The sequence below is a fragment of the Vibrio sp. L5-1 genome, assembly GCF_021728315.1.
Taxonomy (GTDB): Bacteria; Pseudomonadota; Gammaproteobacteria; order Enterobacterales; family Vibrionaceae; genus Vibrio; species Vibrio splendidus_K.
In genome coordinates this window covers 592,105-607,896 of record NZ_JAKKCQ010000003.1, presented here as the reverse complement: position 1 = coordinate 607,896, position 15,792 = coordinate 592,105, and the positions used below count along the sequence as shown (strand labels likewise).

15 protein-coding genes are annotated in these 15,792 nt (G+C 44.1%); 2 read left to right on the top strand and 13 right to left on the bottom strand.

What is annotated here, in order from left to right:
- Window positions 1-168 precede the first annotated feature (168 nt).
- The 13 genes from L3V35_RS15150 to nrfB form a co-directional block, all read right to left on the bottom strand.
- Window positions 169-1,707, bottom strand: a complete 1,539-nt coding sequence (locus L3V35_RS15150) for a L,D-transpeptidase family protein (RefSeq protein ID WP_237300184.1) — start codon at window positions 1,705-1,707, stop codon at window positions 169-171.
- A gap of 80 nt (window positions 1,708-1,787) precedes the next feature.
- Window positions 1,788-2,876, bottom strand: coding sequence for a DUF1513 domain-containing protein (locus L3V35_RS15145; RefSeq protein WP_237300183.1), 1,089 nt, complete (start codon window positions 2,874-2,876; stop codon window positions 1,788-1,790).
- Entirely contained in the window at window positions 2,866-3,927 is a 1,062-nt protein-coding gene (locus L3V35_RS15140) for an imelysin family protein (RefSeq protein WP_237300182.1), read from the bottom strand. Before L3V35_RS15140 ends, L3V35_RS15145 begins: the two co-directional genes overlap by 11 nt.
- 158 nt (window positions 3,928-4,085) lie before the next feature.
- A complete protein-coding gene (locus L3V35_RS15135; protein ID WP_237300181.1) occupies window positions 4,086-5,474 on the bottom strand; it encodes a di-heme oxidoredictase family protein in 1,389 nt (462 codons plus the stop codon).
- Window positions 5,475-5,586: 112 nt separating this feature from the next.
- The gene (locus tag L3V35_RS15130) at window positions 5,587-6,846 is read right to left on the bottom strand and encodes an imelysin family protein (protein ID WP_065204828.1); all 1,260 of its coding nucleotides are present in this window, start codon (window positions 6,844-6,846) and stop codon (window positions 5,587-5,589) included.
- A gap of 176 nt (window positions 6,847-7,022) precedes the next feature.
- Window positions 7,023-7,619 (bottom strand): GTP cyclohydrolase II, encoded by a 597-nt coding sequence (ribA, locus tag L3V35_RS15125; RefSeq protein ID WP_004733379.1) that lies wholly within the window; start codon window positions 7,617-7,619, stop codon window positions 7,023-7,025.
- Window positions 7,620-7,868: 249 nt separating this feature from the next.
- Window positions 7,869-8,045, bottom strand: a complete 177-nt coding sequence (locus tag L3V35_RS15120; protein WP_017063565.1) for a hypothetical protein — start codon at window positions 8,043-8,045, stop codon at window positions 7,869-7,871.
- Between the two features lie 89 nt (window positions 8,046-8,134).
- Window positions 8,135-8,575 (bottom strand): heme lyase NrfEFG subunit NrfF, encoded by a 441-nt coding sequence (nrfF, locus tag L3V35_RS15115; RefSeq protein WP_237300180.1) that lies wholly within the window; start codon window positions 8,573-8,575, stop codon window positions 8,135-8,137.
- Window positions 8,572-9,126 carry a DsbE family thiol:disulfide interchange protein gene (locus tag L3V35_RS15110; protein WP_114633719.1) on the bottom strand — a complete coding sequence of 185 codons (555 nt, stop codon included), beginning with the start codon at window positions 9,124-9,126 and terminating at the stop codon, window positions 8,572-8,574. The genes nrfF and L3V35_RS15110 overlap by 4 nt, the downstream gene beginning before the upstream one ends.
- On the bottom strand, window positions 9,107-11,023 hold the full coding sequence (locus tag L3V35_RS15105; RefSeq protein WP_114633720.1) for a heme lyase CcmF/NrfE family subunit: 1,917 nt from the start codon (window positions 11,021-11,023) through the stop codon (window positions 9,107-9,109). The genes L3V35_RS15110 and L3V35_RS15105 overlap by 20 nt, the downstream gene beginning before the upstream one ends.
- A gap of 128 nt (window positions 11,024-11,151) precedes the next feature.
- Window positions 11,152-12,126 carry a cytochrome c nitrite reductase subunit NrfD gene (gene nrfD, locus L3V35_RS15100; protein ID WP_029222016.1) on the bottom strand — a complete coding sequence of 325 codons (975 nt, stop codon included), beginning with the start codon at window positions 12,124-12,126 and terminating at the stop codon, window positions 11,152-11,154.
- Window positions 12,127-12,128: 2 nt separating this feature from the next.
- Window positions 12,129-12,815: a cytochrome c nitrite reductase Fe-S protein gene (gene nrfC / locus L3V35_RS15095; protein ID WP_114633721.1), complete on the bottom strand. Its 687-nt coding sequence runs from the start codon at window positions 12,813-12,815 to the stop codon at window positions 12,129-12,131.
- Between the two features lie 3 nt (window positions 12,816-12,818).
- Window positions 12,819-13,403, bottom strand: a complete 585-nt coding sequence (nrfB, locus tag L3V35_RS15090) for a cytochrome c nitrite reductase pentaheme subunit (RefSeq protein WP_004733372.1) — start codon at window positions 13,401-13,403, stop codon at window positions 12,819-12,821.
- A 481-nt stretch (window positions 13,404-13,884) separates the two neighbouring features.
- On the opposite strand from nrfB, the gene nrfA reads away from it, so the two are divergent.
- Window positions 13,885-15,315: an ammonia-forming nitrite reductase cytochrome c552 subunit gene (gene nrfA, locus L3V35_RS15085; protein WP_237300179.1), complete on the top strand. Its 1,431-nt coding sequence runs from the start codon at window positions 13,885-13,887 to the stop codon at window positions 15,313-15,315.
- 125 nt (window positions 15,316-15,440) lie between these two features.
- Window positions 15,441-15,785 (top strand): rhodanese-like domain-containing protein, encoded by a 345-nt coding sequence (locus tag L3V35_RS15080; protein WP_065204832.1) that lies wholly within the window; start codon window positions 15,441-15,443, stop codon window positions 15,783-15,785.
- Window positions 15,786-15,792 lie beyond the last annotated feature (7 nt).

Sequence of the window (15,792 nt, the reverse complement as noted above, 5' to 3'; positions counted from 1 at the left end):
AATGCACGATACATAATGGAAATTGCTGCGTCAACGTACAAAAACCGCCCAAAAGGTTAGTATTTGTAACCTTTGCACGGTTAGTTATTGATCCACATTATAATTTTATCAATAGAAGCTTGGTTGTCATTTTTTGGTCAAGATCACCCTTATTGACTTCACTGATAATTAACCACCCTCTTTATCATATTGATAGATGTCACCACGATACTGAATGCCCTCTTCTTCAAACAATACGGTTTGATAAATGATATGTACGGGGATTCGCTTCTTAAGGCGAACCTTAGTATTAGGAGCAAGGTCATCACTTTGGTTCGGTACTTTCCTTACCTTGGTAGCAAACAACAACTCAGCCAATTCCTCTGCATGTTCAACACGTATACAGCCGGAGCTATAAGCACGGAAGTCGTCATTAAACAGACCTTTACTTGGCGTATCGTGCAGATAGATCGCTCGCTTGTTAGGTGTGTTGAACTTGTACAAACCTAATGCATTACGCGAGCCTGCCTGCTGACGCATTCGATATGGGAAAGAATTGAAATTGATGGTCTGCCAATCGATCTCAGTGGTGTCGACCGTCTCCATAGTGCGCCAACCATCAATCACTTGGAAGTTGTGTGTATCTAGATAGCTTTCGTCCGCTTTCACCTTAGGCAAGATGTCTTTGACCATGATTTTCCATGGCACATTCCAAGTCGGGTTTAGGATGACCGAATCGAGATTTATCTCTAAAAGTGGTGTTTTTCGCGACTTTCTGCCCACCACGACTTTGGACTCAAAGACCTCTTCGCCATCTTCCCAATACTTCATATCAAAACTAGGGACATTGACGACGATGAGAGAGTCTCTGTCTCTTGGCCACAAACGAACACGTTCGGCATTCAAAGCCAATGAAGTCAATCGATCATCAAAGCTCATGTTGATCCATTTGATCGTATCTGGCCCGACGATCCCATCATCTGTAAGGCCGTGCATACGCTGAAATGATTTAATCGCCGTTTGCAGATCTCGATCGAACTCGGGAAAATCGACTGCGATCATCGAGGTATCAACACCAACCAAAGCAATGCGCTCAACAAGAACCGTTTTGTCTGAAAGCTCGTCACCCAAGCGCTTCAAACCTTTCTGTCTATATCGTTCAATATTGAGTTCAGAGGCGGTTTCTAACACCGAATAGGTTGTTTTGAATTGGTCAAAATCCCCTACAGGCGGAGCGTAGGACAGCACCATCTCCAATAAATAATCATCGGAAACACTGCTTTTTAATCTCATCAGAATATGAGGAGAAGGCGCCGGTAATTTGGAATGTAGCTTTCCGGAAAAATACCATTCCTTTCCCATTAGTGGCGCATTTTCAACGTAACTTAAGTAATAGATAAAGGTATCGGTTAAAAGAACGTCCAACTCTTGCCATTGACCGCGGGATTGATACTGACGGATTTGCTTGAGTTGTCGTTCGAAGAGCGGTGCCATTTGCGCTTGTTCGAGAAGCGACAATTGGAATTCAAACGCTTTAACAAGTTCAGGGGAGTCCCATAGAATAGGCAGAGAGGAGTCTTGATAAATACTCTGGGTAAGCTCTGGATAAATCAACATAAAAGAGAGCTCTGAATCAGCCGGAATAAATCGGCTCTCGTCAGAACTCGTATAGCTCCATGCGTGCACAGAAACTAGAACTAATAATCCACAGAAGTATTTTGCGAACATGCTTAACTCCATCACCAACCATCTCATAAGTATGGCAAAGAAATAGAAGTAAGCATGTTATTTTTAAGAGGCTTTATAAATCAGATTGAACTCCAATGGTTATCCCACTGGACCGATGATTGCTGAGTTGATTTCTCATAAGGCTTGCTCTGGCTTACCACACTTCCCGCCCCAGAGCTTAGTCGAAACTCACCATCAAGCAGCACAGCGCCAGAAGCATCAGATAATGCAGACAGTTCTACTAACTCTTTGGTTTCTTTAGACCAAATTCCGTAGCAGTTGCCTCTTGGCGAAGTCGCAATAATCCAATTGTCTGACGCCGCAATACTGGCGATATAGTGATTGAACCTTGCCCATTGCTCTGGCTCTGCGTTCAGTGATTCAAACTGCCCACCTTTAGTATGCATAGCTAATAGCGAAGGATACTCATCTGGTTCACCACGATATTGCTGGCCACAAAGCACGGTTTCAGCACCATCATGGGCTAAGTGTCGAATGCTCAGCTTCTTATCCAACAATTCAACCTGATCAAGTAACACACCTTCAGGAGAAACATAACTCAAGCTCGGCTGCATCGAATCGAGGTTTTTCGGTGTTCTACCATCAGTATGAACGCCACCAACGCCGATCGCGAGATTACCATCCGGCATGATGATCACTTCATGAGGCCCAATACCAAACCCGCTGAACTGTTCGACCTTACGATAGCCTTGTTCGACATCGTAAACGCCAATCACCCCTTGGCTGCTGTCCGTTTTCCCTTCAGTGGCATACAGTAACTTGCCATCTAATGAGTAAGCGCCATGACCATAGAAGTGACGGTTGTTACCTTTCACGACCATTTTGATCTGCTGACCGTTTTTATAGTCAAACACCATAAAATAGTCACCAGGACGACGAGCAAAAACCACCGCATGTGATGAGGTTGGGCAAATCGCGACGCCATGACCACGATCTGGGATCGGCAGTTGACTCAATGGCATTCCATATTCGTCAGCCACAACCGCTGAATATTGACCTCGCCCATTCAGCGCACAACCGATTAATTGAGGCTCACGAGATGAGCTCACAGCACCAGAGCGACTAGCACAGCCAAATGGAAGTACAGGAACAGCTGCACAACCCAGTGCAGCCTTGAGTAACCTTCTTCGTGTAGTATCAGTCACCATCGGTAGCATTAAATCCTATTACGACACCAAGCTCTATCGCCACTTCTTCATGAATCAGGTACTTCAAACGTTCTAGTTTATTGTATTGAGTCAGCACATCTCGGTAGCCCTCTTTGCTCTGCAGTAACTCGAACAAGCTTGAGTCTGTAGGCCAAGTATCTAGCGTCAATGTGAACTGGTCAGCAACACGGTCAGCAAGGTCGTTTAAGCCCTTCTCTCTCAACAAGCCGTCTAGGCCATTGCCATCGGCAAGGTACAAATTCTGCAGTGCTGCTACATTGGCTTTTAGTTGAGTCATCGAGGTTTGTGCACGCCATGATTCTGAGAAGTAAGGACGCGGATGACCAATTTTCGCCATCGGGCGACTCAGCTTTTTCATGCTGTAATCAAGTTGGTTGGTCAATAAAGCGATGTATTCAGACTCCCAGCGAGTATCGTCTAGCGCTAACCAAGGGTTAACCTGCCATGCCTGCGCAATCGAAGATGACTTAATCGCTAAGTTTTCAGTAATCGCTTGTGATGACTGGCAACCTAGCGCTTTGTCTTGAAGCAGTGGCGATTGCTCGTCATAAAGCGACCATTCCAACGCACCTAGCCCTTGCACTGTCACACTCTGCTGCGCGATTTCGTCTTGAGTCCAAGTTTTGTTCTGCTGAGTTAATTGACGCATCTTTAGACCCGTCGTGTTCTTTTTGTCTGGCCAGAATTGAACATTCCAGCTCTCTTCAAGCGCTGCTGTCGGGCCTCTTTCTTGGCCTTGTAGTGCCATCCAGCTGTTCATGGTGAGCTGCCACTGATTTTTCAAGGCATCTAACTCAACATCATTGGTTTGGCAGTAACCCTGCATCAAGACTTCTAGCTCATTGGCTTGCTTGGCGAATAGGACTGCAGAATCAAACTCTTGTTGATAGACACTACGACTGATGTGATCGGTCGTGTCTGCTTGATAAGACACACCGTTAACCTCAGATGAAGCAGCTTGCTCACCCGATGATTGGCAGCCTGCCATGATTAATACCGACAAAGGCATTAACAAAAATTTATGAGTCATGCTGTTACCTTACTTCCTAGTTTTTCTTTTAATTATATGAGTTCAATAAATATGAAACGACCGCTGACCTCGTATTCCTACAAGTGCAGCGGTGCTAAGTGGTTTGATAGCGGCTTTCTTAAGTCGCTAGCCGTTAACTAAACTGAATTCAACTCAGCCTATAACGAGTTTAAGAACGCCAATAGCGCTTCACGCTCGCTGCTACTAAGAGCTAAAACGTTTTGTTTCGCCATTTCTGCTTCACCGCCATGCCAAAGCACAGCTTCCATAACATTTCTCGCACGACCATCATGAAGTAAGAACGTGTGACCATTCACTTCTTTGGTATAGCCTAATCCCCATAAAGGTGTTGTGCGCCATTCTTGGCCATTCGCAAGATACTCAGGACGGTTATCCGCTAAGCCTTCACCCATATCGTGCAGCAACATATCGGTATATGGGCTAATTAACTGCTTAGACAACGCAGGCAAACCTTCACGCTCTGCCGTGCGGAATTCAGCTTGGTGACAACTTTTACAACCAGCATCTTTAAACAGCTTTTTACCTTGCACGACAGCAGGGTTGTCGACGTTACGACGAATAGGCACGGCTAAATGCTGCGAATAGAACTCAACAAAATCTAAGATGTTGTCGCTGACTTCTGGTTCTCCACCATTTGGAAAATCATCACACGTTGATTGTGCTGATGTGCAGTTTTCATTTGGAAATAGACGACTCGTTAAGCCCAAATCACCGTTAAACGCCGCCGCATTTTGCTGCATTAGGTTTGGCTGTCCAGCTTTCCAACCAAAACGGCCTAGAGCCATTTCGTTGGTTTGAACATCGAGAACATAGTTAGCTTTACCAGAAACACCTTGCTTATCGGCCAATTGCTGCTCAGCAAATCCGAGAATTGTTTCTTGCGGAATGCTCTCGAGTAGGCCAAGCCCAATCATTGGAGGCGCAACGCGCGCAGAAAACTCTGTTTTAGGGTGCATCTCGCCAAAAGCGAGATCAGTAATCTTTAGGGTTGGTTTACGCAGAATCACGGCTGTGCCGTCTTTGAATTCAACAGGAACATCGGTGTAGCTGATGTTCACTTTACCCTCTGGTTTAACACCTTGAAGCGCGAAATCTTGTAACTGGCCGCCGTAAGTCGGTTCTGGAATACCACCATCGCGAATAAAGGCTTGTCTCTGCTCTGGCGTTTCAGCCGGAATGCTTAAACGAACCAACATGGATACTGCGTTCTCATCGCCCTTTTCTGGCGCGTGACCACGACCATCTTTGATGTGACAGTTTTGACAACCGTTGGTGTTGAACAATGGACCCAATCCATCACGCGCATCGGTTGATGATGGTGCAGGAACCCAAGGGTTTCTAAAGAAGCTGTTACCTACGCTGAAATCCAAGCGTTTACTCATTGGCAGGTTGGCAGCAGGAAGAGAAAAAGCATTAGCGCCCTCTTTCTTCACCGTTGTTTTACCACCTGAGTAGGTTTCATGGGCGTGTAATGGAGATAAGAAAAACAGTGCGGTTAATAGTGAGGCTGAGAGATACGACTTCATACATTGCCTTGCTGTGTTTTTGATTTTAGTTTTTATTTGGGAGTAACTTTCTTGAGTAGCAAACAATTAAGGGCTCAATGAGAGCCCTTACAATAGTTTTGGACTCGGGTTCTTAGAACTCGTGATCAGCCGTGTCTGGGTTTAGGCTATCAATGCCAATAACACCTGCAGCACGCTCGATTGCAGCTGTTTGAGACACTAGCGCAACAATTGTTTTGTTTACTAGTGCATTACCTGCAGCGTTGTCAGCAGCAATTAGCTGATCGAAGTGCTGGTTGTTTTTCTCTGCAGAAACAACAAGCTGACCAACTTGTGCACGTGCTAAGTCAAACTGCTTTTGAATCTCTTTCGCAGCTTGCTCGTCTTTTTGCTCAACTAGGTCAAACAGGCTAGGGCCTGAAAGTAGAGAACCATCTTCACGCTTGTACAAGCCAGTGTATACGTTGTAGATACCTTGCTCGTTGTAGTAGTGAGAGTTGTGCGTGTTATCAGAGAAACAGTCGTGCTCATCTTCAGTAGAGTTAGCTTCTAAAGCCACTTTCATACGCTCACCCGCCAATTCACCTAGAGACAGTGAACCCATGCCGAACAGCATTTTACGTAGGCCGTTATCGCTAGATTCAGAAAGAAGCTCTTGGCGGTAGTTGCCTTTCTCGCCTTCAGCCCACTGTTTTTCCATCCACTCTAGATCTTGGATAAGTAGTTCAGCTGATGCTTTTAGGTATGCGCCACGACGGTCACAGTTGCCGTTAGTGCACTCAGCACCAACAACGAAATCAGTGTAAGCACGCTCACCTGCACCGCTGTTTGTGCCGTTTAAATCTTGGCCCCAAAGTAGGAATTCAATCGCATGGTAACCAGATGCTACGTTTGCTTCAGAGCCACCGATCTCGTTGAGATCTGCAATTAGTTCTGGAGTAATGTTGGTTGCGTCTACCGTTGTCTGACCAATTTGGAACGTTTTGTTCGCAACGATGTTTGCGCTTGCGCCTTCGTTACCAAGCTCATATTGGTAATCAGAAGAAACGTAATCGATAAGGCCTTCATCTAGTGGCCATGCGTTTAATTGGCCTTCCCAATCATCAACAACAACGTTACCAAAGCGGAATACTTCAGACTGTTGGTAAGGTACGCGAGACTCAAGCCAAGCTTGTTTTACTTGTTCGAAGTTGCCAGCAGAAGGAGAAGCTAAGAAGGTATCAATAGAAGAGTTCAACGCTTTTGCTGTAATTACTGAATCTGCAAACACGGCATGAGCAATATCTGCGTAATGTTCTACAACTTGATCTTGAGTTACTGCTGCGAAAGAAGAAGCAGAGGCAAAAAGGAGTGACGAAGTTACGGCTTTTGTCACTAAAGATTTAATAGTCATGAAGCGTCCTTGTTGAGCTTTAAATTATTATTCGTAGTAATAGTGCAAACCATTATCATTTGCACTACGGATTGGAATAATACAAACTTACAATTTTATTGCAAGATAAATACAAAAAAACCTCACATATGTGAGGTCTTTAAACATTTTTATGTTAAGCGCAACAAAGAGGCTAATCAGATATCCAGATTATGCTTACCGTGTGAGACTTTTGCCTTCAGGTAGCTTTCATTACCCGACTTAACATGAGCAGAGGTGTTCACCACTTCTTCAATCTCAATACCAAAAGATTTCAGCTCATTAATTTTCTTGGGGTTGTTAGTGACTAGGCGAATTTTTGTGGTTCCTAAAGCACGAAGCATTTCTGCCGCTTCAGTAAAATCACGCAAATCATCACCGAAACCTAGATGGTTATTGGCTTCATAAGTGTTCATACCTTCACTTTGCAGGCGGTATGCATCGATTTTATTGTATAAACCAATACCACGACCTTCTTGGCGTAAGTAAAGAATCACTCCACCCGTCTCACCCATAATTCTAATGGTTTCGTCTAGCTGCTCGCCACAGTCACAGCGAGAGGAATGGAAAACATCACCAGTCAGGCACTCAGAGTGCATACGAACAAGAGGTATGTCTTGTGTCTTGTCTGCTGATTTAAATATCACAGCAACATGCTCTTTATCTGTTTTCAATCCATGAAAAGACAGAAGTTCAGCATCAATACTGCTTGTTACCCCTACTTTGAAATCTATTCTGGCACGCACTTCCGCCATAGCTATACTCACTTGAAAATTCGATGTATTTAACAACACTACATTATATGTCTAGGCAATATTTTGTAGCTAACTATCTAATGATAGACACTATGAGGCTGTTAACAATTTTTTTCAAGGTCGACCATGCACTAATTGTTATATTATAACAATAATTTTTCAGGTAACAAAAAACCCCACATTGGAATGACCAACATGGGGTTATAAATTAATCAGTTGCGGCTAAGACTACGATTTTTTACAGAACGATCAACTTACTTGAGTTTGCTTCCAGATGACAAGCTGAACCCAAGCGTTCTCTAATTCGGTTAACTCTTCTTGAGTAAGCGTAGAAATGCTCGACTTTGCACTGTATTTTTCTGCCCATTTGTCAGATCGGACATGAGTATGGAACTCTTTCTTTAAATTTGAGATTACGTTATCCACAGATACATCCTTATATAACAGTGCTTAGCCTTTATAATCCTTTAATGTTACAAAATACAGGTCAATTGGTAAACAGTAATACATAATTTTTATGAGCTCTTTCTAACACTTTTTATTGATAGATGTATAAATAAGAGGAATAATACGCTCGGAAGTAGCCAAAGTAATAAGTTTGAAACACTCATTGCTGGTTTATAGAGCACAAATTCACCGAACCTTTCCGTCATATATTGAGTAATTTCATTATTACTCTTCCCTGCTTTCACCATATTGAATACAACGAGGCGTAAGTCTTTTGCAATTGGAGAGTTCGACTCAATCAGGTTTTGATTCTGACATTGCGGGCAACGTAGGGTTTTTGCCAATGTAATAGCGCGCTGCTGCTGTTCTGGGTTTTCAAACTCAAACAGTTCAACTTGAATACTCGTGTCCTTATTACTGGCTGTAAACAGATCTTCTGCCAAAGTCGGAAAACTAATAACCATAAGCGTAGACAGCATAACGAGTGCTTGTATTAAAGGCTTCATCATCCATTCGCACCATCAAAATACATCGCAAGTTCTTTGCGCCAAACCGATTCATTAATCACGCCCAGTAACTTCTTAATGATTTGGCCGTCAGCATCGACTAAATACGTCTCAGGAGTACCGATTACACCGAGTTCTAACGCCAACTTCCCTTGAGGATCGCTGATCACAGTTGAGTACGGGTTGCCGTCGTTGGACAATACATTAAGCGCAGCACCGGGGTTATCTCGATAATTGAGACCAACAATTGGAATACCTTCCTTTTGTAGTTCGAGTAAAAAAGCGTGCTCGGTTTTACATATTCCGCACCATGAAGCCCATACATTGACCAGTTGGTAAGGATGTTGAGTGACATCAGCCAACGTAATTTCCTGTTTACTACTGATGCCTTCACTATTCGCTAACGCAGTAGATATGAATTCTGGAAATGCCCTTTTTTGCTCCGACACAATCGTCGATTGCTGTTTATTATTGAGCGCAAAGGCAAAGCCCAACACCACCATTAATGCCAAGATAATTAACGTGATGAGCTTGTTACGAACGCTGGTATGCATACTGTGACGCCTTAACGGTTTTCTTTTTACGATGAGTCAATGAGAGTAAAGCGCCAAGAATGGAAAACAACCCACCAAACCAGATCCAGCGTGCATACGCCTTGTACTGCACTCGAAATGCATAAGCGGTGGAATCGACTTTCTCGCCCATGGTGATATAAACATCGCCATGCCAGAACCACTTCATTGCAGGCTCACTCATGTTCATGACTCGAACTTGGTAGTGTCTTCTTTCTGGCGCGATGGTAAAGCTTTTATCGCCTGCATCTAAGTTTAGTATCGCCTTCTCTGCGGTAAAATTTGAGGCGACATAAAGCTCGGTATCACGATGAGAAAGCGTCCAATCCATGAACTCTACTTGTGTGCTAGGGCTTAGTTTATAGCTGCGCTCAAACGAGTGATAGCTATTCATTGCAGCGCCTACGGCGAGCACCGCAACCCCGACATGAGCAAAGGTCATCACCCAGACTTTGCGTTGGAACTTAGCGCCGCGCGTTACCGCCAAGCCATACACATGAGTGAGTAACACCCAAAATGCGAGTGACCATGTCATTAGTACCATCACTTGGGTCTGCTCGACTTGCAAAGCGTAACAGGCGAACCCTAGACCAATAGATACTAGAGCGATCAGCGTAATAACACCTTTAGTCGCTTGAGGTTTAATACTCAGCAAAGGGGCTAAGCCGACGACGGCCAACGCAAGCAAAGCCAAAGGTGCAATCAACAGATTAAAGTAAGGCGCACCTACCGATATGTTCCCCAACCCAAGCAGTTCAAATACCATTGGATAAAACGTACCAAACACCACAACAGCGGTCGCCAGTACAAAAATGAGCACCGCGACTAGGCTTAAAAAGCTCTTACTCGCGAAGCTGGTAATCGGGTTAGATTCAAAAGACTCTCCTCTAATGATAAGCAGAGAAAATGAGCTCACCAGTACCAATACTAATATAAGTAGCAGTGCGATACCTTTGGTTGGGTCAACGGCAAAAGCATGCACCGACGTTAATACGCCAGAACGAACAATAAAGGTGCCTAAGATACTCAAACAAAACGTAATGAAAGCAAGGCTGAGAGACCATTTCAAGAGCTGTTGTTTGCCCTTGGCAACGCCTAAGCTGTGCAGTAAAGCCGTTGAAGTAAGCCACGGTAACAAGCTTGCATTTTCAACAGGATCCCAGAACCACCAGCCGCCCCAGCCTAATTCGTAATACGCCCACCAAGAGCCAAGAATGATCCCTGCAGTTAAAAAGATCCAAGCGACTAGACACCAACTGCGACAATGAGCAACCCAATCAAATTCAATTGGATCAACCAGCAAAGCGGCAACTGCAAATGCCAGCACCACAGAAAAGCCGACATAGCCAAGGTAAAGTAATGGCGGGTGAAAGATCAGACCGACATCTTGCAACATTGGGTTAAGGTCACGCCCTTCTAGCGGCAAGATCGAGTTCATTTCAAACGGATTTGATGCGAATAACGTGAACCAAGCAAATATCGCGAGCAGTAGGTTCATCACCCACAGCACTCGGCTTTGGTATTCATTCGAATAGTGTTTTTGTAAGGCGATCACGCCAGACCAGACGCTGATCGTCAGCACCCAAAATAACAAGGAACCTTCATGGCCTGCCCATACGGCTGCGAGCTTAAAAAATGAGGGTAATTGAGTATTTGAATGCTCAGCGACATAGAGAATAGAGAAGTCATCACTGACAAAAGCATAGCCAAGCAATGCGACAGAAGTGAGAGAAAGCAATGCACTTGAAAGAGAGAAACTGCGGATTAAACCTATATTTTGCGTCCGTTTGTTTAGCATTTGATAAAACGAATGCACACCAATAATGCTACTGAGTACAGCAACCAACACTAAACTAAACAGCCCCAAAGAACCGACCATATCACCTCAATAAGGCTCCGCTTGAGCAGAGCCAATCTGAACACGCATCTCATGTTTATTTAAAGCATGTTCATTAATAAGCAGATATTCAGTATCTAACATCTGCTCACTAATAAACTTGAGCAAAATTAAGCTATCGTTAACTGCCCTGCATAAAGAACAAAAGTTCGTAGCATCAATACGCCCATTAGGCTTAGCGAAGTCACGGAGAAAATATACACCGAGCTATGGCGGATTGAGGTTGGTGTAACGGCATTCAGCAGCAACGGTAAAACCATACCGACACCGATGACACCATACCAGAACCAACTTGCCCAGAAGCCACTGCCAATTGCGTTCCATACTGCTTGTTCACTTTGACCACCAGCGAAGATAAGCCCAGTAAAGAAAGTAATAAGAACAAACAATTCAAACATCACGACTGGACGTTCGAATCCGTGGATCCATGAAATAGTCGGGCTATGAGGTGATTCTTTAAAGACCAGCACACCAAATAAAATACACGCCGCCGCTCCCGAAGATAAGCTCGAGAATAAGAACAAAATCGGCAGCACTGGGTTATTCAATAGTGGGAAGGTATTTAAAGCTGAAAGCAAGAATCCGGTATAAGCGGCAAGCATCAGAGCAAGAACAGCTAAGAATATTTCCAGAGCATTCTCAAACACTTCTAATTTGCCAATCCAATTACCGACAAAATCAAGTCGCCCTTTTAACCATGCTTGATCATTCAAGAACACGACTATTTGATCCCTAAATATAATGCCGATCCAAAGGAATAAGATCACCATATATACTTGGAATAAGATCACCCCCATCGACATCACAGACGTTGGATTATAGAAGATCATGATCTTCCAAAAGGATAACGGTTTTGTCAGGTGGAAAACCAAGATAAGCAGACCTGAAATGATCCCAAATGGCGCAAGAAAAGCCGTGGCCTTTAACACACCATTATGAGCAGGGTCGCCTTCAATGACCTTACGTTTTAGGTAAATGGAGATCATTACGGCACCGGCCGACATCCCCGCGAGAAATAGATAGATTGCTATAATCCAGTCCCATACCACCGTACCAGACTGAAAAGCTGCGTCCCATGCACTCATAATCAAATCTCCCCTTTTTGGTGTGGCACTTTATAGAGCTTTGGTTGAGTACCTAGATAAGCTTTATCTCTGTAAACCACCTCAGATTGAAGCACCTGGTTTATCTCACTCTTAGGGTCATTTAGATCGCCAAAGACCAGCGCATTGGTCGGGCAAGATTCGACACAAGCAGGCAACTTCCCTTGTGCTAGATTGGTATCACGACAGAAGTTACATTTATCTGCGGACTTGTTCTCTGGATGGAAAAAGCGCACTTGATATGGGCAAGCCAATAGACAATAACCACAACCGACACACTTCTCTTGATGAACGTCGACAATGCCGGTTTTTTCATCTTTGTAGGCCGCGCCTGTTGGGCAAACCATCACACAAGGTGCGTTATCACAATGTTGGCAAGAGTTACGAGTAAAACGGTAATCAACATTGGGATATTCGCCTTGGGGCTCACTCTTAATAATTTCTAAGCGCGATACACCTTCAGGTACTTTGTTTACTTCACGACATGCTTCAGTACAGGCGGTACAACCAATACAAGCGGTTTCGTCATGAATCATTCCATAACGTTTAGCGCCATCTTCTTGAACATTGGCTAGCGTCTTGCGACTTGTTACCGCCGCAGTTCCCGCTACACCTGTGGTAAAAATAACGGCACCAGCGCCTGCTAAAAAGTTTCTTCTTGAGCAGCTCATAGATTACTCCTCTTCTTTCTTCTGGTTGAAGTCTGAATGGCAATCCACACACAGCTTAATGGTTTGCTTCTTATCTAAGCCCAACACCTTTGCTTCAGTCGCATGAACATCATGGCAGTTTGAACACGTTAAGTTTTGCGCGTGAACATCGTGAGTCCAACTCGCTTCACGCAGATCATCAGGCTTGTGACAATCGATACATTGGCTATTGGCATCTAAAATTAAGCTAGGGTCTAGGAAAACCTTTTCAGTTCCCGGTTGTGATTGAGCCTCGCGATACTTCACCACTTCAGGCGCACCTTCACGGTGATCGGGGCTAATAGAACTATGACAGTCGGTACAATTTACTTCGCGGCCAAGCAAAGCGTGTGCACTTTCACCATGTGAACCCAATACCGTTTCTTTTGAATCTTTATGGCATTGAACACACTTGTAGTCTTTGTCGCGGATTAATTCGACTTCATGTCTTGTTGATTCTCCTACTGGCGTAACAGCAGGCTCAGCAACAGCATGAATGGAATAACCATAGAGGCAGAATGCTAGAAGGGATTTAAGCATTATGACTATGGCCAATTTAATATTGCCCATTTTATCCTTTCCTTATACCGGCATTATTTAACTCTCAACTAAATAATATTCCGGTTAAACAAAAGTACCCTTAAACGATATTATTACCGCTTAAATGATATCAATTCTTATTTTGGATAAGCCACAACGCTTTCTACAGTTAGAATATACCTCTAATTAGGTAATACGAAATTTGGATGGGTTAATCTGTGAACGCAATCACCCTATTTATACCATGGTCAATTTAGGTAATTGATTGTTATATATGATAATAATTCTCAATTAAATTTTAATAACACTGCCCACCAATACCCCTTTAGGGGTATATAAACTTCAACGTGATTGAAGTCACTACCATTAATTGATCTAAGACAAGCTATATCCAACACGTAACAAAATGTGTTTGTTTATGAATTAATATAAACAGGAATTCTCCAGTTCTTAATTTGAATAGCAAACTCACAACGCTTGGTATAAGAATCAGTATATTGGAGATATCACTGTGAAAAAGCATTGGATACGTAATTCGGTCACAGCACTATTAATGGTTAGCGCATCACTAGCAAGCGCGACCAGTTTTGCTGCGTCTGAACAAAAAGAAATTGGCGATCCTCGTAACGACCAGTTCGAGCAAAACCACCCAGATCAATATCATTCATGGAGACAGACTTCAGAAAGCGAAGTTATTGAAGACGCACTAAAAGAAGATCCCAACATGGTTATCATGTGGGCTGGCTACGGCTTCGCAAAAGATTACAACAAGGCACGTGGTCACTTTTATGCGATTGACGATGTACGACAAACGCTTCGTACTGGCGGCCCAACAGACGAAAGCTCAGGCCCAATGCCAATGGCATGTTGGAGCTGTAAGAGCCCAGACGTAGCACGTGTTATTGAAGAACGTGGCGAAGATGGTTACTTCGAAGGTAAGTGGGCGCGTCTTGGCAACGAGATCATTAACCCTATTGGCTGTTCAGACTGTCACGATACCAAAAGCGAAGGCTTTAAAAATGGTGAACCAGCACTTAAGGTGACTCGTCCTTACGTTGAACGTGCATTTGAAACGATTGGTAAAAAGTTTGATGAACAAAGCCGCTTAGACCAACAAGCTTCTGTTTGTGCTCAGTGCCACGTGGAATACTACTTCACAGGGCCAACCAAAGGTGTGAAATTCCCTTGGGACCAAGGTACAACCGTTGGCGACATGGAACGTTACTATGATGCAATCAACTTTAAAGATTGGACGCATAAAGTATCGAAAGCACCCATGCTGAAAGCACAGCACCCAGGTTTCGAAACATGGCGCGAAGGCATCCACGGTAAGAACAAAGTCGTTTGTGCTGACTGTCATATGCCGAAAGTGACCAAAGAAGATGGCACCGTTTATACCGACCATAAAGTGGGTAACCCATTCGACCGCTTCGAAGATACGTGTGCAAACTGTCACACTCAATCGAAAGAAACCATGCGTAACATCGTTTCAAGCCGCAAAGCGCAAGTTCTGAACATGAAGCTGACTGCTGAGAAACAAATCGTAGCTGCTCACTTTGAAGCAGGCGCGGCATGGGAAGCGGGTGCAACAGAGCAAGAGATGGAGCCTATCCTACTGGATATCCGTCACGCTCAATGGCGTTGGGACTACGCTATCGCGTCTCACGGTATTCATATGCACGCACCTGAAATCGCTCTAGAAGTGCTAGGTACTGCCGTTGACCGCGCAGCCGATGCTCGTACTAAGATTGTTCGTCTACTGGCGAGGAAAGGCATCACCGATCCAATCGAGATTCCAGATATCTCGACAAAAGAAGCGGCTCAAAAAGCGCTTGGAATGGACATGGATAAGATGAACGCTGAGAAACAACACTTCTTAGACACGGTTGTTCCTAAATGGGAAGAGCAAGCTGAAAAGCGTGAAGCCAACTACGAATACTAGTTTCTTCAATTAGACCATTAAGTAAAAACCAGTCACACTATTGTTGTGTGGCTGGTTTTTTAGGTTTTGGGGAATACACATCAATATCGCATCCCCGATCCGCTCGCCAATTCAAGGAATAAACAATGAAAAGCTTACTTTCGCTTTCGGCATTATGTCTTGCACTATTCAGTTCAGGCGTTTACGCATCTGAGCGTGCTGAGACTGGGTGGGAATTAATAGAGAAAGGCGCATTGGTGGTTGATGTCAGAACACCTGCAGAGTTCGAACAAGGGCATCTAGACAACGCCATCAACTACCCTCTTTCTGAAGTGGCTACTCACTTTGCTAAGATAGATAAAGACCAACCCATCGTATTGTATTGCCGTAGTGGCAATCGTTCAGGGCAAGCTTATCAATTCTTGCGTGCTCAAGGGTTTACTCAAATCCACAATGCTGGTGGCTTAATCGAAATGCAGGAAAACCAATAGTCTTAGA

Bases quoted from the DNA above. Each gene is read 5' to 3' on its own strand.
- nrfC (WP_114633721.1), bottom strand. From the start codon at position 12,815: ATGAGCTGCTCAAGAAGAAACTTTTTAGCAGGCGCTGGTGCCGTTATT.
- nrfB (WP_004733372.1), bottom strand. From the start codon at position 13,403: ATGGGCAATATTAAATTGGCCATAGTCATAATGCTTAAATCCCTTCTA.
- L3V35_RS15150 (WP_237300184.1), bottom strand. From the start codon at position 1,707: ATGTTCGCAAAATACTTCTGTGGATTATTAGTTCTAGTTTCTGTGCAC.
- L3V35_RS15105 (WP_114633720.1), bottom strand. From the start codon at position 11,023: ATGGTCGGTTCTTTGGGGCTGTTTAGTTTAGTGTTGGTTGCTGTACTC.
- L3V35_RS15080 (WP_065204832.1), top strand. From the start codon at position 15,441: ATGAAAAGCTTACTTTCGCTTTCGGCATTATGTCTTGCACTATTCAGT.
- L3V35_RS15135 (WP_237300181.1), bottom strand. From the start codon at position 5,474: ATGAAGTCGTATCTCTCAGCCTCACTATTAACCGCACTGTTTTTCTTA.
- L3V35_RS15145 (WP_237300183.1), bottom strand. From the start codon at position 2,876: ATGGTGACTGATACTACACGAAGAAGGTTACTCAAGGCTGCACTGGGT.
- L3V35_RS15140 (WP_237300182.1), bottom strand. From the start codon at position 3,927: ATGACTCATAAATTTTTGTTAATGCCTTTGTCGGTATTAATCATGGCA.
- L3V35_RS15130 (WP_065204828.1), bottom strand. From the start codon at position 6,846: ATGACTATTAAATCTTTAGTGACAAAAGCCGTAACTTCGTCACTCCTT.
- nrfF (WP_237300180.1), bottom strand. From the start codon at position 8,575: ATGATGAAGCCTTTAATACAAGCACTCGTTATGCTGTCTACGCTTATG.
- ribA (WP_004733379.1), bottom strand. From the start codon at position 7,619: ATGGCGGAAGTGCGTGCCAGAATAGATTTCAAAGTAGGGGTAACAAGC.
- L3V35_RS15110 (WP_114633719.1), bottom strand. From the start codon at position 9,126: ATGCATACCAGCGTTCGTAACAAGCTCATCACGTTAATTATCTTGGCA.
- nrfD (WP_029222016.1), bottom strand. From the start codon at position 12,126: ATGAGTGCATGGGACGCAGCTTTTCAGTCTGGTACGGTGGTATGGGAC.